20 protein-coding genes are annotated in these 23,141 nt (G+C 69.2%); 7 read left to right on the forward strand and 13 right to left on the reverse strand.

Translation table 11 applies throughout. The features are described from left to right. Nucleotides 1–106: 106 nt before the first annotated feature. From AACH10_RS13635 to AACH10_RS13665, 7 genes are all read left to right on the forward strand, one after another. The gene (locus tag AACH10_RS13635; protein ID WP_423228601.1) at nucleotides 107–964 is read left to right on the forward strand and encodes a carbohydrate ABC transporter permease; all 858 of its coding nucleotides are present in this window, start codon (nucleotides 107–109) and stop codon (nucleotides 962–964) included. A 10-nt stretch (nucleotides 965–974) separates the two neighbouring features. Further along, nucleotides 975–1,817 carry a carbohydrate ABC transporter permease gene (locus tag AACH10_RS13640; RefSeq protein ID WP_341410977.1) on the forward strand — a complete coding sequence of 281 codons (843 nt, stop codon included), beginning with the start codon at nucleotides 975–977 and terminating at the stop codon, nucleotides 1,815–1,817. Nucleotides 1,818–1,829: 12 nt separating this feature from the next. Continuing rightward, nucleotides 1,830–2,882, forward strand: coding sequence for an ABC transporter ATP-binding protein (locus AACH10_RS13645; protein WP_341410978.1), 1,053 nt, complete (start codon nucleotides 1,830–1,832; stop codon nucleotides 2,880–2,882). Between the two features lie 18 nt (nucleotides 2,883–2,900). Next, complete coding sequence (locus tag AACH10_RS13650; RefSeq protein ID WP_341410979.1) at nucleotides 2,901–3,671, forward strand: SDR family NAD(P)-dependent oxidoreductase; 771 nt, start codon at nucleotides 2,901–2,903, stop codon at nucleotides 3,669–3,671. A gap of 13 nt (nucleotides 3,672–3,684) precedes the next feature. Further along, nucleotides 3,685–4,476, forward strand: a complete 792-nt coding sequence (locus tag AACH10_RS13655; RefSeq protein ID WP_341410980.1) for a FadR/GntR family transcriptional regulator — start codon at nucleotides 3,685–3,687, stop codon at nucleotides 4,474–4,476. Then, nucleotides 4,473–5,492, forward strand: a complete 1,020-nt coding sequence (denD, locus tag AACH10_RS13660) for a D-erythronate dehydrogenase (RefSeq protein ID WP_341410981.1) — start codon at nucleotides 4,473–4,475, stop codon at nucleotides 5,490–5,492. Before AACH10_RS13655 ends, denD begins: the two co-directional genes overlap by 4 nt. A 103-nt stretch (nucleotides 5,493–5,595) precedes the next feature. Continuing rightward, nucleotides 5,596–6,693 carry a LacI family DNA-binding transcriptional regulator gene (locus AACH10_RS13665; RefSeq protein WP_341410982.1) on the forward strand — a complete coding sequence of 366 codons (1,098 nt, stop codon included), beginning with the start codon at nucleotides 5,596–5,598 and terminating at the stop codon, nucleotides 6,691–6,693. A gap of 30 nt (nucleotides 6,694–6,723) precedes the next feature. Here the strand turns inward: AACH10_RS13665 and AACH10_RS13670 are convergent, their stop codons facing one another. The 13 genes from AACH10_RS13670 to AACH10_RS13730 all read right to left on the reverse strand — a co-directional run bounded on the left by AACH10_RS13670 (nucleotide 6,724) and on the right by AACH10_RS13730 (nucleotide 23,107). Further along, on the reverse strand, nucleotides 6,724–9,006 hold the full coding sequence (locus AACH10_RS13670) for a TonB-dependent receptor domain-containing protein (protein WP_341410983.1): 2,283 nt from the start codon (nucleotides 9,004–9,006) through the stop codon (nucleotides 6,724–6,726). Between the two features lie 182 nt (nucleotides 9,007–9,188). Continuing rightward, nucleotides 9,189–10,700 (reverse strand): sucrose phosphorylase, encoded by a 1,512-nt coding sequence (gene gtfA / locus AACH10_RS13675; RefSeq protein WP_341410984.1) that lies wholly within the window; start codon nucleotides 10,698–10,700, stop codon nucleotides 9,189–9,191. After that, nucleotides 10,697–12,025, reverse strand: a complete 1,329-nt coding sequence (locus tag AACH10_RS13680; RefSeq protein WP_341410985.1) for an MFS transporter — start codon at nucleotides 12,023–12,025, stop codon at nucleotides 10,697–10,699. The genes gtfA and AACH10_RS13680 overlap by 4 nt, the downstream gene beginning before the upstream one ends. Beyond that, nucleotides 12,022–12,444 (reverse strand): ExbD/TolR family protein, encoded by a 423-nt coding sequence (locus tag AACH10_RS13685; protein WP_341410986.1) that lies wholly within the window; start codon nucleotides 12,442–12,444, stop codon nucleotides 12,022–12,024. Before AACH10_RS13685 ends, AACH10_RS13680 begins: the two co-directional genes overlap by 4 nt. 108 nt (nucleotides 12,445–12,552) lie before the next feature. Beyond that, nucleotides 12,553–12,981 (reverse strand): ExbD/TolR family protein, encoded by a 429-nt coding sequence (locus tag AACH10_RS13690; RefSeq protein WP_341408422.1) that lies wholly within the window; start codon nucleotides 12,979–12,981, stop codon nucleotides 12,553–12,555. 97 nt (nucleotides 12,982–13,078) lie between these two features. Next, nucleotides 13,079–13,918: a MotA/TolQ/ExbB proton channel family protein gene (locus tag AACH10_RS13695; RefSeq protein ID WP_341410987.1), complete on the reverse strand. Its 840-nt coding sequence runs from the start codon at nucleotides 13,916–13,918 to the stop codon at nucleotides 13,079–13,081. Nucleotides 13,919–14,003: 85 nt separating this feature from the next. Continuing rightward, nucleotides 14,004–14,702, reverse strand: a complete 699-nt coding sequence (locus AACH10_RS13700; RefSeq protein WP_341410988.1) for an energy transducer TonB — start codon at nucleotides 14,700–14,702, stop codon at nucleotides 14,004–14,006. Nucleotides 14,703–14,888: 186 nt separating this feature from the next. Further along, nucleotides 14,889–17,027, reverse strand: a complete 2,139-nt coding sequence (locus tag AACH10_RS13705; protein ID WP_341410989.1) for an alkaline phosphatase — start codon at nucleotides 17,025–17,027, stop codon at nucleotides 14,889–14,891. Beyond that, the gene (locus AACH10_RS13710) at nucleotides 17,024–17,530 is read right to left on the reverse strand and encodes a hypothetical protein (protein ID WP_341410990.1); all 507 of its coding nucleotides are present in this window, start codon (nucleotides 17,528–17,530) and stop codon (nucleotides 17,024–17,026) included. Before AACH10_RS13710 ends, AACH10_RS13705 begins: the two co-directional genes overlap by 4 nt. A gap of 34 nt (nucleotides 17,531–17,564) precedes the next feature. After that, the gene (locus tag AACH10_RS13715; protein ID WP_341410991.1) at nucleotides 17,565–18,803 is read right to left on the reverse strand and encodes an acetyl-CoA C-acetyltransferase; all 1,239 of its coding nucleotides are present in this window, start codon (nucleotides 18,801–18,803) and stop codon (nucleotides 17,565–17,567) included. 52 nt (nucleotides 18,804–18,855) lie between these two features. After that, nucleotides 18,856–19,629 carry an NUDIX hydrolase gene (locus AACH10_RS13720; RefSeq protein ID WP_341410992.1) on the reverse strand — a complete coding sequence of 258 codons (774 nt, stop codon included), beginning with the start codon at nucleotides 19,627–19,629 and terminating at the stop codon, nucleotides 18,856–18,858. 38 nt (nucleotides 19,630–19,667) lie between these two features. Then, nucleotides 19,668–20,843 (reverse strand): ABC transporter substrate-binding protein, encoded by a 1,176-nt coding sequence (locus tag AACH10_RS13725; protein ID WP_341410993.1) that lies wholly within the window; start codon nucleotides 20,841–20,843, stop codon nucleotides 19,668–19,670. A gap of 131 nt (nucleotides 20,844–20,974) precedes the next feature. Then, nucleotides 20,975–23,107: a 3-hydroxyacyl-CoA dehydrogenase NAD-binding domain-containing protein gene (locus AACH10_RS13730; protein ID WP_341410994.1), complete on the reverse strand. Its 2,133-nt coding sequence runs from the start codon at nucleotides 23,105–23,107 to the stop codon at nucleotides 20,975–20,977. Nucleotides 23,108–23,141: the final 34 nt, after the last annotated feature.

Consider the following 23,141-nt stretch of genomic DNA (forward strand, 5'->3'; position numbering starts at 1 on the left):
CGCGGGGCACCGCGCCCGCCGGGCGAATGCCCGTGGCCCGCGCCTGCCGAATGCCGAAGCCGCATGCCGGCCCTGCCGTTTCTCCCCCGTTTGATTGCAGCGAGTCATGAGCACCGCAGCCTTACCTGCTCCCTTGCCCGCGCGGCCGATGAGCGCCTGGACCTTCTGGGGCCGGGCGATGCTGCTGCCTTATCTGGTCATCTTCCTGGTCTTCGTGCTGTATCCGGTGGGCTACGGCCTGTGGCTGGCACGGCACCCGTCCAGCTACGTCAAGCTCTTCGACGACCCGATCTTCTTCCGCACGGCCATCAACACGGTGGTCTTCATCGTGGTGGCGGTGAACATCAAGATGATGGTGGCGCTGGGCCTGTCGGGCTTCTTCACCACCGGGCGCTGGTGGATCAAGATCCTGTCGGCGATCTTCATCCTGCCCTGGGCCATGCCCAGCATCCCCACGATCCTGAGCGTGCGCTTCATGCTCAACCCGGAATGGGGTGTCATCAACACCACCTACTTCAAGCTCACCGGGCTGGACGGCCCGAACTGGCTGAACGACCCCACGCTGGCCCTGGCCTTCTCGATGCTGATGCACATCTGGAAGTCGCTGCCCTTCTGGACCCTGATCCTGCTGGCCGGGCGTCTGGCCATCCCGAGCGAGCACTACGAGGCTGCCAGCGTCGACGGCGCCACGCGCTGGCAGAAGTTCCGCTTCATCACCTGGCCGGCGATGGCGGGGCTCTACCTCACCAGCACCGTGCTGTCGATGATCTGGACGCTGGGCGACTTCAACAGCGTGTACCTGCTCACCGGCGGTGGCCCGGCCGACCTGACCCATGTGCTGGCCACGCTGGGCATCCGCTACCTGCGGCTCGACCACATGGAACTCGCCATGGCCACCATCGTCGTCGCATTGCCGCTGGTGCTGCCGATGGTCTACCTGATGATGAAACGCCTGTCGAAGTAAGGCGCCCGCCATGAAGCTCAAGAAGATCGTCACCGAGGCCCAGCTGCTGCTGGTGGGCATTCCGGTGCTCCTGTGGACCCTCATCCCGGTCTACCACCTGGTGCTGTTCGCCATCTCCCCGCGCGACCAGGCCACCAGCGGCCGCCTGTGGCCCAAGAACCCCACGCTGGACAACTTCGACACCGTCTTCCACCAGAAGCACTACTACCTCACGCACTTCTGGACGCAGCTCGGCAACTCGCTGTTCATCGCGGTCAGCGTGGGTGTCATCACACTGGCGGTGGCCACCTGCGCCGCCTTCGCCATCAGCCGGCTGAAGGTCAAGGGCGGCCGCACGGTGATGAACATGGCGCTGTTCACGTACTTCATCCCGGCCGCCTTCCTGGCCGTGCCGATGTACAAGACCATGGCCACCTACGGCCTGCTGAACAACCACTGGTCGCTGATCCTCGCCATGGTGACCATCGCCACGCCGTACTGCATCTGGGTGCTCAAGCAGGCCAGCGACAAGCTGCCCTGGGAGTTGGACGAGGCCGCGCGCATCGACGGCGCCAGCCCGCTGCAGCTGTTCCGCCTGGTGTACGTGCCCCTGATGGTGCCCAGTCTGGTGGCCGTGGGCACCTACGCGCTGCTGCTGGCCTGGAACGAGTACCTCTACGGCTTCCTGCTGCTGTCGGCCGAGACCGACATCACGCTGGCCGTGGCGCTGGGCAACTTCCTGGCTGCCGACGATTCGCCCTGGGAGGTGCTGATGGCCACCGGCCTGGTCTACGCGCTGCCGCCGGCAGCGATCTATTACGCATTCAAGCGCTACATGGTGTCCGGTCTCACGGCAGGCGCAGTCAAGAGCTAACGCGAGAAGAACATGGCATCCGTCACTTTCAAGAACGTCCAGAAGACCTACGGCGGCAAGGTCAAGGTGCTGCACGGCATCGATGTCGACATCCGCGACGGCGAGTTCGTCGTCCTCGTCGGCCCCTCGGGTTGCGGCAAGAGCACGCTGCTGCGCATGCTGGCCGGCCTGGAGGAGATCTCCGGCGGCGAGATCCTGATCGATGGCAAGGTGGTCAACGACCTGGAGGCCAAGGACCGCGACATCGCGATGGTGTTCCAGAGCTACGCGCTGTACCCGCACATGACTGTGGGCGAGAACATGGGCTTCAGCCTGCGCCTGCGCAAGGCCGATCCCCAGGCCACCGAGGAACGCGTGGCCAAGGCCGCCAAGATCCTGAACCTCGACCACCTGCTGGGCCGCTACCCGCGCGAGCTGTCGGGCGGCCAGCGCCAGCGCGTGGCCATGGGCCGCGCCATCGTGCGTGACCCCAAGGTGTTCCTGTTCGACGAGCCGCTGTCCAACCTGGACGCCAAGCTGCGCGTGGCCATGCGCGCCGAGATCAAGGCCCTGCACCAGCGCCTGAAGACCACCACCGTCTACGTCACGCACGACCAGATCGAGGCCATGACCATGGCCGACCGCATCGTGGTGATGCACGACGGCATCGTCGAGCAGATTGGCACGCCGCTCGAGCTGTTCGATCGGCCGGGCAACCTGTTCGTGGCGCAGTTCATCGGCTCACCGTCCATGAACGTGTTCGAAGGCACGGTCAACGACGGTGCGGTCGAGGCCCTGGGAGCCCGCTGGCCGCTGCCGCCGGGCACCGCGGCCCGCCACGGACAGGCCGTGCACTACGGCATCCGCCCGACCGACCTGCGGCTGGCCGATTCCGGCGTCGCGGCCCGCGTGGTGGTGGTGGAGCCCACCGGCGCCGAGACCGAGCTGCTCGTGCAGGTGGGCGACGCCCGTCTGGTGGTGGTGATGCATGGCCGCACCGCCGCCCAGCCCGACGACACCGTGCACCTGCAGTTCGACCCGGTGAAGGCGCATGTCTTCGACGGCAAGTCGCAGCAGCGCCTCTGACCGGCCGGACCGCCTCCCATGATCGACGCTTCCACCTTCCGCCTGGATGGCAAGCTGGCGCTCGTGACCGGCTCGTCGGCCGGCATCGGCCTGGCGCTGGCGCGTGGGCTGGCCCAGGCCGGTGCCACCGTGGTGCTCAACGGCCGTGACGCCGCCAAGCTGGAAGCCACCCGGGCGCAACTGGCGGCCGAGGGCCTGCGCGTGCACGCCAGCGCCTTCGACGTCACCGACGCCGCCCAGGCGGAGACCGCCGTGGCCGCCATCGAGGCCGGCATCGCCCCGGTCGAGATCCTGGTCAACAACGCCGGCATCCAGCGCCGCGGTGCCTTCCACGAGTTCGCCACGAACGACTGGGCCGACATCATGCGCACCAATGTCGACAGCCTGTTCATCGTCGGCCAGGCGGTGGCCCGGCGCATGGTGACGCGCCGGCGCGGTCGCATCATCAACATCGCCTCGGTGCAGAGCGAACTGGGCCGCCCCGGCATCGCGCCCTACGCTGCCAGCAAGGGCGCGGTGAAGATGCTGACCAAGGGCATGGCCATCGACCTGGGCCCGCACGGCATCACGGTCAACGGCCTCGGCCCAGGCTACTTCAAGACCGAGCTCACCGCCAAGCTGGTGGCCGACGAGACCTTCAGCGGCTGGCTGATCAACCGCACGCCCAGCCGCCGCTGGGGCGAGGTGGACGAGCTGGCGCCGGCCTGCGTGTTCCTGGCCAGCGATGCCGCGGCCTTCGTCAACGGCCACATCCTGTACGTGGACGGCGGCGTGACGGCAACGCTGTGACAATCCCGCGCCCATGAACGCCATCAAGAACGTCCTGGGCCACACGCTCGACCTGCTGGGCGAGGCCATCGTGGCCGGCCGCTACGGCGCCAGCGGCGCCATCCCGCCCGAGGCCCAGCTGTGCACCGAGCTCGGCGTCAGCCGCACGGTGGTGCGCGAGGCCATCAAGTCGCTGGTGGCCAAGGGCATGGTCAGCACCGGACCCAAGGTGGGCACCCGGGTGCTGCCGGCCGACCAGTGGAACTGGTTCGATCCCTCGGTGGTGGCCTGGCAGTCGCGCATCGGGCTCACACGCGAGTTCCTGCGTGATCTGCAGGAACTGCGCCGCATCGTCGAGCCCGCCGCCGTGCGCATGGCCGCCGAGCGCGCAACGCCCGACGACATCGCCGAGATCGAGGCCGCCTACGCCGGCATGAAGGACGCCATCGAGCACGGGGGCGACTACGTCACCCACGACCTGCGCTTCCACCAGGGCCTGCTGCACGCCTGCCACAACCGCATGATGGTGCAGATGGGCAAGGCGCTCGGCGCGCTGCTGCGCACCAGCTTCGAGATCTCCACCTCGCGCCCCGACGGCCCGGCCCATTCGCTGCCGCTGCACCGCGAGGTGCTCGACGCACTGATCGCCCGCGACGCGGCACGCGCCGAACGCGCCTCGCTGGCACAGATCGACGGTGCGCAGGACGACATCGAGGAAGTGCTCGGTTCACCGCGCCGCAAGCTGCCCTCGCTGGCCGACCCCGCACCGCGCCTGAAGGCGCCCAAGCCCCTTCGTTCCCCCAAGTCCCTGCACAGCCCCTCATGAAGATCCTGATCACCGGCGGCGCCGGCTTCGTCGGCGCCCGCCTGGCGCGCACCCTGCTGGCCCGCGGCACGCTGGCCGGCCAGCCCATCACCCGCATCGTGCTGTCCGACCAGTTCCCGCTGGGGCCGCACCTGGCCGATCTGGCCGCCGACGCCCGCGTGGAAGCCCGCACCAGCCCGCTGCTGGCGCAGTGCGAGGCGCTGCGCGACGAAGCCTTCGACGGCGTGTTCCACCTGGCCAGCGCGGTGTCGGGCGAGTGCGAGGCCGATTTCGACCTCGGCATGCGCTCGAACCTGGACAGCACCCGCGCGCTGCTGGACGCACTGCGCAGCCGCGTGCAGGCCGGCGCGGCGCCCACGCGCCTGGTGTTCAGCAGCTCGGTGGCCGTGTTCGGCCCCGAGGATGCACACCCGATGCCCGAGGTGGTGGGCGACGACACCCTGCCCACGCCGCAGACCAGCTACGGCATCCAGAAGTTCATCTGCGAGCAGCTGGTGGCCGACTACACCCGCAAGGGCTTCATCGACGGCCGCAGCGCCCGCCTGATGACCGTCACCGTGCGCCCTGGCCGGCCCAACGGCGCCGCCTCGTCCTTCTTCAGCGGCATCATCCGCGAGCCGCTGGCCGGCGAGACCTCGGTGTGCCCGGTGGCGCCCGAGACCTCGCACCCGGTGGCCTCGCCCGCCAGCACCGTGGCCGGTCTGATCGCCGTCTACGAGGCCAGCCGCGAGGCCTATGGCGGCCGCACCGCGCTGAACCTGCCGGGCCTGACCATCACCGTGCAGCAGATGCTGGACGCGCTGGCCCGCGTGGCCGGCCCCGAGGTGCGCGCGCGGGTCAGCTTCCAGCACGACGAGCGCATCGCCGGCATCGTGGCGCGCTGGCCCAGGGCCTCGTCGGCCGCCCGTGCCAACGCGCTGGGGCTACAGGCCGACGCCAGCTTCGACGACATCATCCGCCAGTACATCGCCGACCATCAGGGCCACCCCACCGCCTTGAAGGGGATGGCCGGCTGATCGCCGCCGCCAGCCCTGGCGCGGCCCTGGCCGCGTGGCATCATCCACGGCCACCCGGCGGCAGACCCGCCGCCTGACCGCCTGCGATCGCCCGCGCCCCGTCATGGCCCGCCCACCCAAGACTTCCACGCCTTCCCCCGCGCCCACGCCCTCGTCCGCCACGGGCAAGGGCGGCGCGGGCACGGCCCCGCTGGCCCGCCCGTCGCGGGTGCAGATGTCCGACATCGCGCGCCTGGCCGGCGTGTCGGTGTCCACCGTGTCGCGGGCGCTGTCCGACAGCAGCCTGGTCAATCCCGAGACACGCGCCCGCGTGGCCGAGCTGGCCCGCTCGCTGAACTACAGCATCAACATCGGGGCGCAGAACCTGCGCCTGAAGCAGAACCGCACCGTCGCGGTCATCGTGCCCTACGACCCCGCCACGCGGCAGCACCTGAGCGACCCGTTCTTCCTCAGCCTGCTGGGCAGCCTGGCCGATGCGCTGACCGACCGCGGCCTGGACATGCTGATCACCCGCGTGGACGCCGGCCACCTGGACGAGGCCGCGCGGCCCTGGCGCACCGGCCAGGCGGCGGGCGTGGTGCTGGTGGGGCAGTGGCACCACCACGACCAGCTCAACGCCATGGCGGTGCAGGGCGTGCCCTTCGTGGTGTGGGGCGCGCAGCTGCCGCAGCAGCTGTACGCCACGGTGGGCAGCGACAACATCGCCGGCGGCGAACTGGCCACCGCCCACCTGTTCGAGCGCGGTGCCCAGCGCGTGCTGTTCATGGGCGACCCCGACCTACCCGAGATCGGCCAGCGCCAGCAGGGTTGGGAACGCGCCCATGCCCGCGCCGGCCGCATGGCCGACCCCACGCTGGCGCGCAAGGTGCCCTTCGTGGCCGAGGCCATCCGCGCCGAGGTGGAGTCGCTGCTGCGCCAGAAGCTGGCCTTCGACGCGGTGTTCTGCGCCTCCGACCTGATGGCCATGACGGTCATCGGCACGCTGCGCCGCCACGGCCGGCGCGTGCCCGAGGATGTGCGTGTGGTGGGCTACGACGACATCGCGCTGGCGGCCAACTTCGAGCCGCCGATCAGCACCGTGCGCCAGCCGATCAGCGAGGCCGGCGAACTGCTGGTGGAGGGCCTGCTGGCCCAGCTGGCCGGCGAGCGCGTGGGCCCGCGGCTGCTGCGCACCGAGTTGGTGGCGCGGCAGAGCAGCTGAGGCGCTGCCCTGCCGTGTGCGCGCCCGTGGTCAGAAGTTGTAGCGCACGGCCAGCTTGGCGCTGCGGCCATTGATGGCGCGGGCCACGTACAGCGGGTTGGTGCCCAGGTTGTTCTGGCCCTCGGCTTCCGTGTAGCCCAGGGTGTTGAACAGGTTGTTCACGCCCAGCTGCAGCGTCAGGTTCTCGCGCAGCTCGTAGTTCAGGTAGGCATTGACCGTCGCGAAGCCGGGCAGCACCACCACGTTGTCGTCCTGCGCATAGCTCTTGGTGGTGCCGATGATGGACGCGCCCACTTCCACCGGACCCATCACGTAGCTGGGCGACAGTTGGTAGATCAGCTTGGCCTGGCGACGCGGCGTCTTGCCCTGGTTGCTGCCGGAGGTGATCTCGGCATCGGTCAGCGTGGCACCGCCGATCAGACGCACCGGCCCGATGCTGGTGGAGAACTCCGCCTCGATGCCCTTGGAGTCGTAGGAGTTGTTCTTCACCGTCTGCGTCGTCAACTCATAGCCGGCGCCTTCCTTGGTCTTGGCGAAGAAGGCGGTCACGAAGGCCGAGAAGCCGTTGCCACGGTACTTCACACCGGCTTCCACCTGGTCGATCTTGTTGATCGGGTAGGGCGCCTTGCCGCTGTCCACGTCCAGATCCCACACCACGCGGTCAGGCGACTTCCACGACGCGCCATGGCTGGCGCGCGCGAACAGGGCCATGTTGCGCTGCAACTCGTAGTTCGCGCCCAGCGAGTAGGACGTGGCGCTGCTGCTCCAGCCGATGGTGTTGAGCTTGGCGGGATCCCAGGTGCCGGTGGTGGCACTGCCGAACTTCTGCGTGCCGCTGCCCTTCTGCTTGTCATGGCGCACGCTGGCATCCACCGACAGCGGCCCCTGCTCCCAGGTGAGGGCGGCATAGGGCGCCGTGGCCGTCACGCGCACGTCGATGTTGCGGAAGCAGCAGCCGCCCCAGGTGGTGGTGGCATCGCCCACCGCGGCGGTGGTGGCGGCGCCCGCATTGCTGAACAGGCCGGCCCCATCGCCGTTCAGGCCGATGTTGTAGCGGTTCCAGTACCAGGTCTGGCCGACGTTCTGCTGTCCGTTGAACAGACCGCCCACCACGGTGAGCTTGCTGTTGCCGGCCAGCGCGATCTCTTTGGTGGCGCGCAGGTCGTTGAACACATTGCCCATGTCGTCGAGCGAGGTGTTGAAAATGTGCGCCGAGAACACCTTGGCCGTGCCGCTGTAGTCGGCAGGCTGGCTGCCGGCCGGGAACACGCCGATGAAGCGGCCGCTGATCGCGCTCTTGCGGAAGCGCTCGGTCACGGTCAGGCCGCCGCCCAGGTTGAACTGGCCTTCCACGCCGATCGAGTCGACGTTGACCTGCAGGCCGTCCGCCGGGTTGGTGGAGACGCGGTTGCCGTTCTTGTCGACCACCACATCGCTGGCGAACTTGCTGTTGATGAAGAAGGCCGAACGCGGATCGATGCCGGCGATCGTCTCGATCTTGCTGCCATTGGCCACCACCGGCACCGGCAGGAAGGTGGGCGTCTTGTCATGCAGGCTCTTGAAGTTGACGCGCAGGTAGCTGCCCTTGCCCAGGTCCTTGGTGATGTTGGCGCGGAACTGGCCACCGTTCTCCACCGTCACGTCGGTGTTGCGCGTGCTCTCGCCATTGCGGTAGAAGCCGCCCATCTGGAAGGTCAGCCCGTCGCCGAGCTTGCCGCCGTAGGCGAAGTCGATCCGCTGCTGCCGATGGTCCAGCCCGGTGGAGAAACCGAAGGCGCCCCCGGCCGCCTTGCCGGTCTTGCTGCGGAAGTTGACGATGGCGCCCGGCGCATTGGTGGCCAGCGTGGCCGACGAGCCACCGCGGATGGCGTCGACGCCGTCAGTCATGAAGTCGGCGCGCACGAACTGGTCGGCCGTGGCGAACGAGATGTCGCCGATCAGCAGCACCGGCAGGCCATCCTCCTGCAGCTGCACATAGCGGCCGCCGCCGTCGCTCATCGGCAGGCCACGCACGCCCAGGTTCGCATTGCCTTCACCACCGCTGGCCTCGGCACGGATGCCCGGCACGGTGCGCAGCACCTCGGTGGCGCTGGCCGCCACGGTGTTCTGCAACGAGTCCGCGTCGATGGTCGACACCGACACCGACTGCTTCATCTTCGTGCGGGCGGTCGAGGTGCCGGTGATCACCACGGTGTCGAGCTTCAACCCGTCGCCGGCTGGCTCGGTGGCCTGCTGGGCGGCGGCCAACGCCGGCGCCAGGCAGAAACTGGCCGCGAGGGCCACGGGACGCAGGTTGAAGAGTCGTCGGTTCATGGAGTGTCTCCTGGTGTTGAGCGCCGGGCGGCACCAGCGTGCCGGACCCGATCATGAGGGAACTGATGTGATTGCATTACGCTGCAATCGATTGCGTTATTGGGCAAAACCCTAGACATCAAGGTTTCACCACAGGCGATGCGGTGGCGACCCGTTGGCTCTAGCCAACGATTGCAAAACAATCAAATGCTGAAAGCGCTGCCATCCAGCGACAGCTCGCGCAGCCCGGCCACGCCCGCCACCGAGACGCTGATGCGCGCGCTGCGCAGCGACAGGTCGACCGCCAGCCGCGCCACATGCGCCAGGCCCGCACCGTCCTCGGCCCGCCACTGCAGATGCAGCAGGTGATCGTCTGCCGGCAGCACCTCGAAGCTGCCCTGGAAGGCCGGATGGGTGTTGCGCAGCCGGATCAGGCTGCACAGCGCCTGCACCACCGGCCGCTGCAGGTCGGCGTCGATCTCGGCTGACGTGTAGTGGTGGCGATTGATGTCGCGGCCCACGCCGCTGCGCGCCAGCAGGTCCATGTCGTTGTGGCCGGCCAGCAGGCCGGTGTAGTAGACCTGGGGCACACCCGGCAGCCAGAACTGGATGGCGCGCGCTGCCAGGTAGGCGGCATCGTCACGGCCCAGTGCGTCGTAGTAGGTGCAGTTCACCTGGTACAGATCCAGGTTGCTGGCGGCGGCACCGGTGGCCTGGCGGCTCTGGCCACCGCTCTTGTCGTGGATCATCTCCACCAGGCGGTCCAGTTCCTCCGGCGGCACCAGGCCGGGCGAGCCGGCGCGGTCGGCCGCATCGGCGCCGATGTCGATGACGCCGATGCCGTCGTGCGTGTCCAGCACGGTGAGCGCGTTGTTGGGACGGATGGCGATCCAGTGCTTCAGCGGCTTGGCTGTGCCGAAGAACAGGCCATGCAGCACCAGCGGCGGCAGCGCGAAGTCATACACCCAGTCCACGCGCTCGGCGATCTCGATCTGCCGCCGGTAGTATGAGTGGATCTCCACCAGCACCTCGATGCCCAGACCCTTGGCCTCGGCCGCGAAGGCGTCGATGAAGGCGAAGGTCTCCGGCATCATGAAGCAGTTGGCGCCGGCCTTCTTGATGGCGTAGCCCACGGCGTCCAGCCGCACCATGCGGATGCCGGCATCGGCCAGCGTGCGCAGGATGCCGCTGAGGTAGGCGCGGCCTTGTGGGTGCTGCACGTCGATGTCGATCTGCTGCGGCGTGAAGGTGGTCCACAACAGCTTGCGCTCGCCATTGGCCAGCGTCACCACCGTGAACGGCACACCCGGCCGCGGCCGGTACACCGCCAGCAGGTCGCGCTCGGTGGCGCCGTTGGGGAACACCGCGTCCATGGTCAGAAACAGACCGGCATACGCCGAGGACGCGCCCTTTGCGGAATATTCAAGGAACTGCGGCGAGCGGTTGCTCATGTGGTTGACGATGACGTCGGCCATCACGTCCACGTCCTGCGTCAATGCGGCCACGCTGCCCCAGTCGCCCAGGCGCGCATCGACCTGCGTGTGGTCGATCGGATCGAAGCCGGCGTCCGAGCCGTCGATCGGGTGATAGAAGGGCAGCAGGTGCACGCCGCCGAACAGGCCTTGCAGCGGCCCGCGCAGCAGGGCCTGCAACTGGGCGATGTTGCCGCCGCCCAGGCGGTCGACGTAGGTGATCAGTTGAACCTGGTTCTTCATGGGGAGGTGCGTGCGGTGGTCGCCGGGGTGGCCGGCTTGACGAAGCAGACGGCCACGGCGGCTGCGATCAGCAGCACACCGGCCAGACGGATGACGTTCTCGGGCTGGCCGCCCAGCAAGCTCTTGTAGTAGAGCGGCAGCGTGAGCTGCTGGATGATCATCGGGACCACGATGAACATGTTGAACATGCCCATGTAGACCCCGGCCCGCTCGGGCGGGATGCTGCCGGCCAGCAGGATGTACGGGTTGCCCATGATGCTGGCCCAGGCCAGGCCCACGCCGATCATCGGGATGAACAGCAGCGCCTTGCTCTGGATGCCCGGAATGGCCCACATGCCGATGCCTGCGGCGGTCAGGCAGAAGGCATGCACCCACTTGGCGCCCAGGCGCCGCGTGAACGGCACCATGGCCAGCGCGGCGACGAAGGCCACGGCGTTGTAGAAGCCGCCGATCTGCCCGTTCAGCAGACTGGCATCCCGGTAGCCGGTGGTGCTGGCATCGTGCGTGCCGAACATGCTGCTGGCTAGGCTGGGCACGATGTAGGTCCAGTAGCACAGCATGCCGTACCACTGGAACAGCTTCATCCACCACAGCCGGCGCATGGTGTCGGGCATGTCGCGCATGGCCTGCCAGATCTCGCGCAACGTGGCCACCACGCCCTTGGGCTGCGCGCGGATGTGGGCGCGCTCGGCCTCGGTGAGCGGCAGCTCGGGCGTGGTGTGCACGCTCCACCACACGGTGGTCAGCGAGAACACCGCGCCGATCATGAAGGCCGCGATCGTGATGTGCGGGATGTTGTGGCTGTTGACCGCGTCCTTGTTCATGCCCAGCCACACCAGGATGCTGGGCGCCAGGTAGGCCAGTGTCTGCGCCAGACCCGTGAAGGCACTCTGGCTCAGGTAGCCGATGCCGTGCTGCTTCGCGTCGAGCCGGTCGGACACATAGGCCCGGTAGGGCTCCATGGTCACGTTGTTGGCCGCGTCCAGGATCCACAGCAGGCTGGCCGCGAACCACAGCGTGGGACTGAAGGGCATCACCAGCAGGCCCAGGCTGCACAGCAGCGCGCCGATCAGGAAGTAGGGCGTGCGGCGGCCCCAGCGGCTCTCGGTGCGGTCGCTCATCGCGCCGATGATGGGCTGCACCACCAGGCCGGTGACCGGGCCCGCCAGGAACAGCAGCGGCAGGCTGGCCTCGTCGGCGCCCAGGTACTGGTAGATGGGCGTCATGTTGCCCTGCTGCAGCCCGAAGCTGAACTGGATGCCGAAGAAACCGACATTCATGTTCAGCACCTGGCCCAGGCTCAGATGCGGCTTGACCTGGCTCATGACATGAACTGCTCGTTGCCGACGATGCCGATCTTGGTGACGCCCAGGCGCTGTGCGCTGGCCATCACCATGGCCACCACCTTGTAGCTCACCAGCTTGTTCGGCCGCAGGTGCACCTCGGGCTGGTCGGGCATTGCCGCCACCTGGGTCAGGCGGTTCTCCAGATCCGCCCGGTCGGCCACCACCGTGCCGTTCCAGCCGATCGTGCCGTCGAAGTCGACGTCGATGCGCACCACCTCGGGCGGCTTGGGCGGCGCCGCGCTCGGCCCCACCGGCATGTTCATCTTCACCGCGTGCGTCTGGATCGGGATCGTGATGATCAGCATGATGATCAGCACCAGCATCACGTCGATCAGCGGCGTGGTGTTGATCTCGATCATCGGGCCGTCGTCCTCGGCCCCTCCTACTTGCATGCCCATGGTGGCTGCTCCTGAACGGGTGTCGAAGGGGTGCGCCGGGCGCCGGGCCGCCCCAAGCCGGCGCACACCCCCCGGGGGTGGGACCTGGTACCCCAGGTCCCGGGGTTGTCAATTTCTGGGCGGGGGCTCGGTGATGAAGCCGACCTTGGCGATGCCCGCGCGCTGGCAGGCCACCACCAGCTTGCCCACGCTCTCGTAGCGCGAGTCCATGTCGCCACGGATGTGCACCTCCGGCTGCGGCTCCTTGACCGATTCCTTCTTCAGGTCGGACACCAGGGCCTCGAGGTCGGTGTAGCGCTTGGTGGCCCAGTACCACTCGCCTTCCTTGCTGACCGCCAGCAGGATGTTCTCCGGCTTGGTCTGCGTGGGGACGTTGGCTTCCTTGGGCAGTTCTAGCTTCACGCTCTGCGTGATCACCGGCGTGGTGATCAGGAAGATGATCAGCAGCACCAACATCACGTCCACCAGGGGCGTGGTGTTGATGGCCGAATTCATCCCGTCTTCTTCGCCATCGGGCGATCCGACTGCCATGGCCATGTCTGGCTCCTAGAAATCTTGATCGGAGAGAGCCGCCGCCAGCGCCGGGCCGCCCCAAGCGTCCGGCGGCGGCAGCCCCCGCGGGGGGCGCGCGCCGTCAGGTGCGGGGGGCCGCCAGCAACACGTTGTGCACGTCGCCGCTGAAGGCCTTGACGCCTTCCATCACGGTCTTGTTGCGGCGGATCAGCCAGTTGTAGCCCATCACCGCGGGCACGGCCACGGCCAGGCCGAAGGCGGTCATGATCAGCGCTTCACCCACCGGGCCGGCGACCTTGTCGATCGAGGCCTGGCCGCTGATGCCGATGGCCGTCAGCGCGTTGTAGATGCCCCAGACCGTGCCGAACAGGCCGACGAACGGCGCGGTCGAACCCACGGTGGCCAGGAAGGCCAGGCCGTCCTGCATGCGGCTTTGCACGTTGCCCACCGCACGGTCGATGCTCATGCTGATCCAGGTGTGGCGGTCGATCGATTCGACCAGCGTGCCCTCGTGGTGGTCATCGGCCTTGACGCCCTGCTCGGCGATGTAGCGGAAGGCGCTGCCTTCGTCCAGCGTGGTGGCGGCCTGCTTCATCGAGGCGGCCTTCCAGAAGCCGTCGCCGACCTTCTTGTAGGCGTTCATCAGCTTCTGCTGCTCGAACAGCTTGGTGAAGATGATGTACCACGAGCCCATGGACATGATGATCATGATGATCGCGGTGCCCTTGGTGACGAAGTCGCCTTCCTTCCACATGGCTTCGACGCCATAGGGGTTGGCCACTTCTTCCTTGTGCACGGTGGCGGCCGGGGCGGGTGCGGCGCCGGGCGCCGGGGCCGAGCCTTCGGCGGCCGGGGCGGAGGCCTGGGCCTGCGCGGTCTCGGGCAGGGCGGTGGTGGCGAGCGCAGCGAACGCCATCAGGGCTGCGGCCAGCGGCGCGCGCAGGGTCTTCATCCAGGACATGGGGCGGGCTCCTTCGGGAAAGCGGACGGGTGGCGGCCGGGCAGGGGTGCGTGAGGCCAGGCGAGGGCGGGCGGGTGATGACGAACTACTGGATGCGCCAGACGACGTCGACGTCGATGGTGCTGCCAATGGGCTTGCCGGCCTCGTCGGTGGCGGCAACGCCCTTGCAGGTGCCCGAGGCCATCTGCGACACGGCGGCGCGGTCGAGCAGGCGGTGCTCACGCGTCGGACCGGCCGAGTTGATGACGTCGGCCTTGCTGACCACGCCCGACGGATCCACCGTCAGGCGCAGCCGCGTGGTGCCCGAGGCCTCGGCACGCAGCGCGGCGGCCGGGTAGTCGTCGTAGTTCACGCACTTGCCCACGTCCACACGGGCCACCGGCACGCGGGGGCGGGCCGGCGGGGCGGGCGGGGCCGGCGGCGCGGCCACCACGGCGGGGGCCGGGGCGGGCGCGACGGTCACGGGGGCGGGCGGCGGAGCCTCGCGGGTGACGGTGATGGCCGGAGCCTGCTGCGGGGTGGCCACCTGCACCTCGGGCGGCGGCACGAAGGACGGCGGCGGTGCGGCCATCTTGGGCGGCGGCGGCAGGTTCTCGGGCGGAGGCGGGGGCGGCGGCTTGACCTCGTCGATGATCTTGGTCTCGATCGGGGCCTTGATCACCTCGACCACCTTGCGCGCCAGCCCGTTCATCAGGGCCCAGCCCAGCACCACGTGCAGCAGCACGACGATGCCGAAGCCGACAGGGCTTCGACGGGGAGGCAGTTGGGCGGAATCGAGGTGCATGACACGACGGGCCAGTGGCCAGGGCGTGGCCCGCAACCGGGCCGTTGCCGAATCATCGCATCGTTGCAATCGATTGCAATATCGGTAGTTCCCCGAAGGAAAGCCTGATCACGGGCGCATCCAGTCAGCCCCCGACCGCGCGGCCGGGCGCCTCAGACTCCGCGGGCCTCGCGGGCCCGACATGCATCAGCGCGTGGCCGACACGCGCTGCCGGCTCGCCGCCGCGGCCGCCTTGCCAGCCGACATGGCCGCAGGCGCTGCGGTCTGGGTCGGCGACACGGGCGTCCAGCGGCCGCTGGCATCGGCCGGCGCCACCACGCCGCGCACGGCCGCCTGCGCCAGCTTGAAGAACACATCGGTGTTGTCGATCACACCGGTGAAGGCCAGCGCGCCGGGCCCGAAGGCCGACAACGGGATGTCGGTGCCGGTGTGCGCCGCGCTGCTGCCCGGCACCTGGCCGGTGACCAGGTAGCGGCCCTCGGCATCGCGCGCCAGGGCGCTGGCCGGGTAGCTGGCCAGCGGCGGCTCCTTCACGAAGGGCTGCTGCCCGTCGCGCAAGGGCTGCGGGTTGGTGCGCCAGTCCTCGTGGCGGTCGGCGTTGGCGCCGTAGCCCACCAGCAGGCGGTGGTCGATGTCGGTGGTCTCCGGGTAGCCGTCGGCGGCGATGCGGTAGCGCGGAAAGCCCGCCTGCTCGTAGATGCCCACCACCTTGTCGCGCAGGTTCTCCTTGCCGCCGGCCTGCACCAGTTCCTGCAGCCGCGCATCGCTGACGCGCGACCCACCGATCAGCGACGCGCCCGAGCACTCATGGTCGGCGGTGACGATGACCAGCGTGTCCCCGCGCTCGCGCGCGAAGGTCTGGGCCAGACGCACCGCGCGGTCGAACTCGATCGTGTCGAGCATCCAGCGTTCGGTGTCCATGGCATGGGCCTGCTTGTCGATCGAGGCGCCCTCGATCATCAGCACGAAGCCCTGCGGCTGGCGCGACAGCACGCCCAGCGCCTTGGCCGCCATCTCGTCGAGCATCGGCTGATCGGGCAGGCCGAAGTCGTCGACCACCGTGGCGCCCGGCGTGCCGGCTGCCTTGCGGCGGCGGCCGTCGATCTTGTCCAGCGCAACGTTCATGTTCGAGAACGCGAACAGGCCCAGCAGCCGATCGGTGCGGCCAGCGTCCACCGCGTCCAGGTCGGTGCGCGTGGCGGCATAGCGCCAGCCCGCGCCCTGGAAATCAGCGATCAGGTCGCGCTGGGTGTCCACCGCGCCAGGTGCCGCACCCCAGCGGCGCACGATCTCGGCGGTGTGGGCCTCGCTGGCCGAGAACGCGTAGTCGCTGCGCTCGGCGCGCGCCGAGCCCGGTGTGCCCGCCGGCAGGAACCACTTGCGCCCGCCGCCCATCAGCACGGCCAGGCCGGTGTGGCGGCGGTCGTCGAAGAACTGGTCGACGATGCCGGTGCCGGCCCCCCGGTTGCTGGTGTGGATGGCATTGCCGGCCGGCGTGGAATCGAACACGTCGGCCGTGGTGACGATGCCCAGCGCCTTGCCCTGGGTGCGGTGCAGGTACTCCGACAGGTACTCGATGCGCGGGTTGTCGAAGGCGTCCACCGTGTCGTCGGGGAACACGCCTTCCTCGTTGTTGTCGTTCTTGTTGCCCAGCACGTAGCCGGTCATGCCCGGCGACGAATCGGTGACCACCGAGTTCAGCGACGCGGTCTTCACCAGCGCGGTGGCCGAGAAGGTGTCCATCGCCAGTGGCTCGATCACCTTGCCCTGTGCATAGCCGCCACGCACGATGCGCGCCGCCGTGCGCTGGGCCGCGCCCATGCCGTCGCCCAGCAGGATGATGATGTTCTTCACCTTCGGGCCCAGCGCCGCCTGGAAGGGCACGATCTCGAAGTTGCCCTCGGCCGTGACGCTGCGCCCGTCGTCCTGCAGGGCCTGCACGCTGAAGCGGTGCACGCCCGGCTTGTCGAGCGACACCGCACGCACGGTCGCGATGGCCGTGTTCGCCGGCAGGTCCTTGCGGCAGCCGCTGGCGCAGTCGCGCAAGGCATGGGTCACATCGACCGGCTTGCCGTCGATGCTGAAGCGCGCCGACACGATCTTCTGCCCCGCATCCGGGCGCAGCGTGGCCTGCAGGTCAAAACGCTGGCCGGGCAGGAAGCGCGCGATCAGCGGCGCCTCGCGGCCATTGGCGAACAGCTCGCTGGGTGGCGTGAGCCGGCTCACCGTGGGCGCGGCCTGCGCCGTGGCGGGCGACAGCTGGGTGGCGATCGCGGCCAGCGCGCTCAGCGCGGCCCGGACAACGGGGGAGGAACGCAGGTTCATGGCTTGGCAGCAGGTTCGGCTTCGAGTTGCAGGCGCACCCAGGACACACGGCCCTCGGCGTCTTCGACACGGCCCAGCGACAGGCGCCCAACCAGCGCGATGCGCCCGGCGCGGTGCGGCACCAGGTGGTCGGCACGGGCAGCATCCAGCAGCACGGTGACGGTGGCCGGCGGCAGGTCGTCGGCCTCGCCGTCGGCATGCTCGCTCATGCTGACCGGCCGCGGCGCCAGCAGGAAGCGCCCGGGCTGGGCATGCTCCTGCTGCACCATGTAGCCCACCAGGCGCACACGCTGGCCATCGGCGGCACGCAGCGCGGCGGTGGGTTGCAGCCCCCGCGGCCCGATGGGCTGCTGGAAGAACTGCGAGAACGGCAGGTCCGTCACCGCCGGTCCGGCGGCATGCGCCGCGCCCAGCAGCAGGGCGGCGCACAGCGCCAGCGGATGGCGGAACGAAAAAGGCCGACGCGGGTGCGTCGGCCTGAGGGGGGTCAGGTCAGGGGTCATCGCGCAGGGCGCATTCTCCCCGACGAAGGCGGTGTCAGACCCGCTCGATGATGATGGCCGGCGCCATGCCGCCGGCAGCGCACATCGTGACCAGGCCGCGCTTCAGGTCGCGGCGCTCCAGTTCGTCCAGCACGGTGCCGATCAGCAGCGAGCCGGTGGCGCCGATCGGGTGGCCCAGCGCCATCGCGCCGCCGTTGACATTAACCTTGTCGCGGTTGAGCTTCAGGTCGCGGATGAACTTCTCGGCCACCACGGCAAAGGCTTCGTTGATCTCCCACAGGTCGATGTCGTCCACCGTCAGGCCGGCCTTGGCCAGCACCTTGCGCGCGGCCGGCACCGGGGCGTTGAGCATCAGCGTGGCGCTGTCGCCCACATTGGCCGTGGCCACGATGCGGGCGCGCGGCTTCAGGCCGCTCTTCTTCACATAGGCCGGCGAGGCCAGCAGGATGGCGCCCGCGCCATCGACCACGCCGCTGCTGTTGCCGGCATGGTGCATGTGCTGGATCTTCAGATCGGGGAAGACCTGACGGATCAGCCCGCCGAAGGTGTTGCCGGCTTCGTCGATCACCACGTTGGCCAGCACCTCGAACGAGGGCTTCAGCGCGGCCAGGCCTTCGCGCGTGGTCTGCGGGCGCGGGAACTCCTCGCGGTCGAGCGCCACCGTGCCGTCATCGCGGACCACGGGCACCACGCTGCGCTTGAAGCGGCCTTCCTCGATGGCCACCGCGGCGCGCTGCTGGCTCACCAGCGCCAGGTCGTCCAGCGCCTCGCGCGGGATGCCTTCCAGCGTGGCGATGGCGTCGGCGCACACGCCCTGGTGCGACTGCGGCACCTTGGCGCGCAGGCGCAGGTTGCCGGCGTCCATCAGCGACGGGTTCTTCGGATCGGCCAGCGTGGCGGTGTAGCTCATCATCTCGCAGCCGCCGGCGATCACCAGGTCTTCCATGCCCGACAGGATGGACGCGGCCGCCAGGTTCACGCTGGTGATGCCCGAGCCGCAGAAACGGTCGAGCGTGACGCCGCTGGCGCGCTGGTCGTAGCCGGCGTCCAGCAGGGCCATGCGGGCCATGTCCATGCCCTGCTTGCCGCGCTGGGTGCTGGTGCCCCAGATCACGTCGTCCACGTCGGCGGTGTTGAGGTTGTTGCGCTCGGCCAGCGCCTTGAGCACCGTGGCGGCCAGGTGCTGCGGGTGGAAATCGGCCAGTGCGCCTTTGCCCACCTTGCCGATGCCTCGCGGCGTGCGGCAGGTGTCGATGATGTAGGCCTCGGTCATGTGCGGTCTCCAGTGAAAGGGATGGGGGCGTCGGGAGGTCGGGGCGGCGCGTTCAGCCGTCGCCCCACAGGTCGTCGTAGCCGGTCTGGCCGGGCAGCAGCACGCCGGCGGGCTTGCCCTCGGCACTGAGCTTCAGCCGCGGGTGCAGCGGCGGCAGCGCGGTCTGCGCGGCGGCATGGGCCAGCAGGGCGGCGGCATCGGCAAAGGGTTGCAGCTGGCGCATCGTGCTGACGGTGGCGAACTCCATCGGAAATTCCTTCAGCGCATGCGCCGCCAGCGCCTGTGCCGGGTTCACCCAGGCCAGTGTGGTGGTCTCGCCGGCGTCCACCTCGGGCACCTGGCCCGGCGGCGCAGCGGCCACGAAGAACAGCGTGTCGAAGCGCTTGGGCAGGCCCAGCGGCGTCACCCAGTGGCTGAAGGGTTGCAGCACCGAGGTGTGCAGCCGCAACCCGGCATCGGCCGCCAGGCCGTGCAGCGCCGCGCCACCATGCAGCCGGGCGCGCAGCGCGCCGAAGTCGGCCGCGGCTGCATCGCCAGCGCCCAGCCACAGGCCGCATTCCTCGAAGCACTCACGCAGCGCGCCCACCGCGAAGGCAAGCGCCTGATCGCCCACCTGCGTGACCGCGCCGATGCGCTGCACCAGCGCGTCAGCCGGCTCATCGCACTGCGGCGCGGCCTCGCCATCGGCGGCATCCACCGCGCCGCCCGGGAACACATAGGCGCCGGGCATGAAGCTGGCCTGCAACGAGCGGCGCACCATCAGCACCTCCAGCCCGGCATCGCCATCGCGCACCACCAGCGTGGTGGCCGCCGGGCGCGGCGCCACCACGGGCAAGCCGAACGGAGCGCTTGTCGTGCCCACGCTCAATCCCCGACCGGCTTGCCCTGGGGCACCCAGCGCTTGCCGTCGAACTTCAAGATCTGGATCTTGCGGAACAGGTTGTAGTTGTCGGCCGACATGTTCATCGTCACGCCGGGAAACAGCATCGGCGCGGTGAAATCCTTCAGCTGCGTCATCTGCTTGAGGATGTTCTCGCGGCTCAGGTCGTCGCCCGCGGCCTTGAGCACCTGGGTCATGGCCGCGCAGGTGGAATACACCGAGGCATAGCTGGAGTTGGCGATGTCGGCCTTGGGCAGGTACTTCTGCATCCAGGCCTGGTAGACCTTGTAGTCGGCGTCGTTGTGCCAGCTGGTGTCGGACGGGTCCTTGATCACCGAGGCGGTCATCACGCCCACGGCGTTGTCCAGGCCCACCACCGACAGCGTGGGATGCACCTGGGCCGACACATGGCTGATCCAGATCTGCGGCTTCCAGCCCAGCTCGGTGATCTTGCGCAGCGCCTGGCTCACCTGCTTGCTGTAGGCCGCCAGCACCACCACGTCGGCGCCCGAGCTCTTCAGCGCCACGATCTGCGAGTCGATGGTCGGATCGGTCTGCTCGTAGGTGATCTCGGCCACCAGCGGCTTGCCCCAGCCGGCCTTCAGGCCGCGCAGGTAGTCTTTGCCGTAGTCGTCGTTCTGGTAGAGGATGGCCACCTTGGCGGCCGGCTTGTCGCGCGCCACCCACTGGCCATACACCTTGGCCTCGAACTCGTAGCTCATCAACGCCGAGGTGCTGTAGCGGAAGTCCTTGGGCTGCTGGAAGTTGTTCGAGCCCGACATCACGAACAGCTGCGGCACCTTGCGGTCGTTCAGGTACTTGCGCACCGACGAGGCCGTGGCCGTGCCCACCTGGTTGATGATGGCGTCCACCTCTTCCTGCTCGACCATCTTGCGCACCTGCTCCACGGTCTTGGGCGGCTGCAGCGCGTCGTCCAGCGTGATCACCGTGACCTTGCGTCCGTTGATGCCGCCCTTGTCATTGACCTCGGCAAAGCAGGCCGCGGCGGCCTGGCCCACCAGGCCGTAGAACGAGGCCGGGCCGCTGTAGGGCACGGTGTTGCCCAGCTTGATCTCGGTCTTGGTGGCGGCCTGGGCCAGCAGCGCCGCGGCGCCCAGGGTTGCGGCCGTGGCCACACGGATGACGAAGGGGGAAATCATCGGTCGGTGTCTCCTGCAGTGGGGTTCAGGGCCGCCGCTTCGTGTGGCCGGCGTGTTGTCGGATCAGTCTAGGCCGCGGCGCGCCGTGGCACGCGTCACGTTGGCTACACGCGGTGGCACGACCGCGTCGTTCACTTCACGCCGGGGGCGGTGGCTTCCCTGAGCTTGCCGCCGCTTTGCGCCAGCCGCACCAGCAGCGGGCTCACGGTCCAGTAGCCGTGGGCATTGCCGCACGTGGCGGCCAGGCGCTCGATGCCGGCCACCACGTTGCCCAGCCCCTGCAGATCGGCCCAGCACATCGGGCCGCCACGGTGGTCAGGGAAGCCATAGCCGGCGGTCCACACGATGTCGATGTCGCTGCCGCGGTAGGCGATGCCATCGTCGAGGATGCGCGCGCCCTCGTTGACCATCGCGAACATCAGCCGCTGCAGGATCTCGTCGGGCGTGATGTCGCTGCGGCGGGTGATGCCGTGCCGGGCCGCCAGCTCGATGCACAGCGCCTCGACGTCCGGATTGGGCAGTGGCTTGCGCCCGTCATAGCGGTAGTAGCCCGCACCGGTCTTCTGGCCGAACAGGCCGCGCTCGAACAAGGCGCGCACCAGCACGCGGTAGCTGGGGTCGGCCGGCAGGCCGCCGCTCTTGTCCAGCTCGATCACGGTCTTGGCGCCCACGTCGATGCCGGCCATGTCGAGCATGCGGCACGGGCCCATCGCCAGGCCCAGGCGCTCGGTGCTTTCCACCGCGCCATCCACCTGGGCCGGCGTGGCGCCTTCGAGCAGCAGGAACTCGGCCTCGCGCATGTAGGCCTCGGCCATGCGGTTGCCGATGAAGCCATAGCAAACGCCCGACACCACGGCCACCTTGCCAATGCGCCCGGCCAGCTTCATCACCGTGGCCAGCACGCCGGGCGCGGTCTGCGCGCCGCGCACCACCTCCAGCAGCCGCATCACATGCGCCGGGCTGAAGAAGTGCATGCCCAGCACGTCGGCGGCGCGGCCGGTGGCGGCGGCGATCTGGTCCACATCCAGCGTGGAGGTGTTGGTGGCGATGATGGCACCGGGCTTGCACACGGCACCCAGCCTGGCGGCGATTTCCTTCTTGAGATCCATGTTCTCGAACACGGCCTCGATCACCAGGTCGCAGCCGGCCAGGTCGTCATAGCTCAGCGTGGGCGTGATGCGGCCCAGCCGCTCGGCCATGGCCTCGGGCTTCAGCTTGCCCTTGGCCACCGTGGCCTCGTAGTTGGCGCGGATGATGCCCACCCCGCGCTGCAAGGCCGCATCGGTGGCCTCCACCAGCGTGACCGGGAAACCGGCGTTGGCAAAGGTCATCGCGATGCCGCCGCCCATGGTGCCGGCCCCGACGATGCCCACGCGCTGCACCTCGCGCAGCGTCACATCGCGCGGCAGGCCGGGAATCTTGTTGGCCGTGCGCTCAGCGAAGAACAGATGCCGCATGGCCACCGACTGCGGCGAGCGCAGCACACCCATGAAGTTCTCGCTCTCGGCACGCTCACCCTCGGCAAACGGCAGCGTGCAGGCCGCCACCACGCTGCGGGCGATGGCACCCAGCGCCGGGTACTGCGGCTTGGCGGCTGCGTCGGCTATTGTCCTGTCCAGGAATCCGTCGGGGATCTTGTCAGCCGGCACGGCCAAGGCGCTGGCGCGGCGTAGCGTCCAGCCTTCCGCCGCCAGCGCCTGAGCGCGTGCCACCGCTGCCTGCAGCGGCGGCAACTCGCTGATCTCGTCCAGGATGCCGGCGGCCAGCGCCGTCTTGGCGTCCACCATGCGGCCGCTGCTCATCATGTCGAGTGCCAGCACCGGCCCGGCCAGGCGCGGCAGGCGCTGCGTACCCAGCGAGCCGGGAATCAGGCCCAGCTTCACCTCGGGCAGGCCCACGCGCGTGCTGGGCGTGGCCACGCGCCAGTGGCAGGCCATCGCCAGTTCCAGCCCGCCGCCGAGTGCCGTGCCGTGCACGGCGGCCACCACCGGCCGCGCCTGGCCTTCCAGCCGCGCCAGAAAGCTGTTGAACGGCGTGGCGCTGAAGTCCGGGATGTCGAAGGACGCGATGTCGCCACCGGCCACGAAGGTGCGGCCCTCGCAGTGCAGCACCAGCGCCGTGAACGAGGCATCCGCCTCGAAGGCCTTCAGGCCGTCGATCAGGCCCTGCACCGTGGCGGGCGACAAGGCATTGACCGGCGGGTTGTCGATGTGCAGCACGGCGACCGTGCCGTCGCGGCGCAGGGTGACGGGGGAAAGGCTCATGCCGGGGGCTCCAAGCGGTGCGGATCGGATCCGC

The sequence above is a fragment of the Pseudaquabacterium inlustre genome, from assembly GCF_038066595.1.
Lineage (GTDB): Bacteria > Pseudomonadota > Gammaproteobacteria > Burkholderiales > Burkholderiaceae_C > Pseudaquabacterium > Pseudaquabacterium inlustre.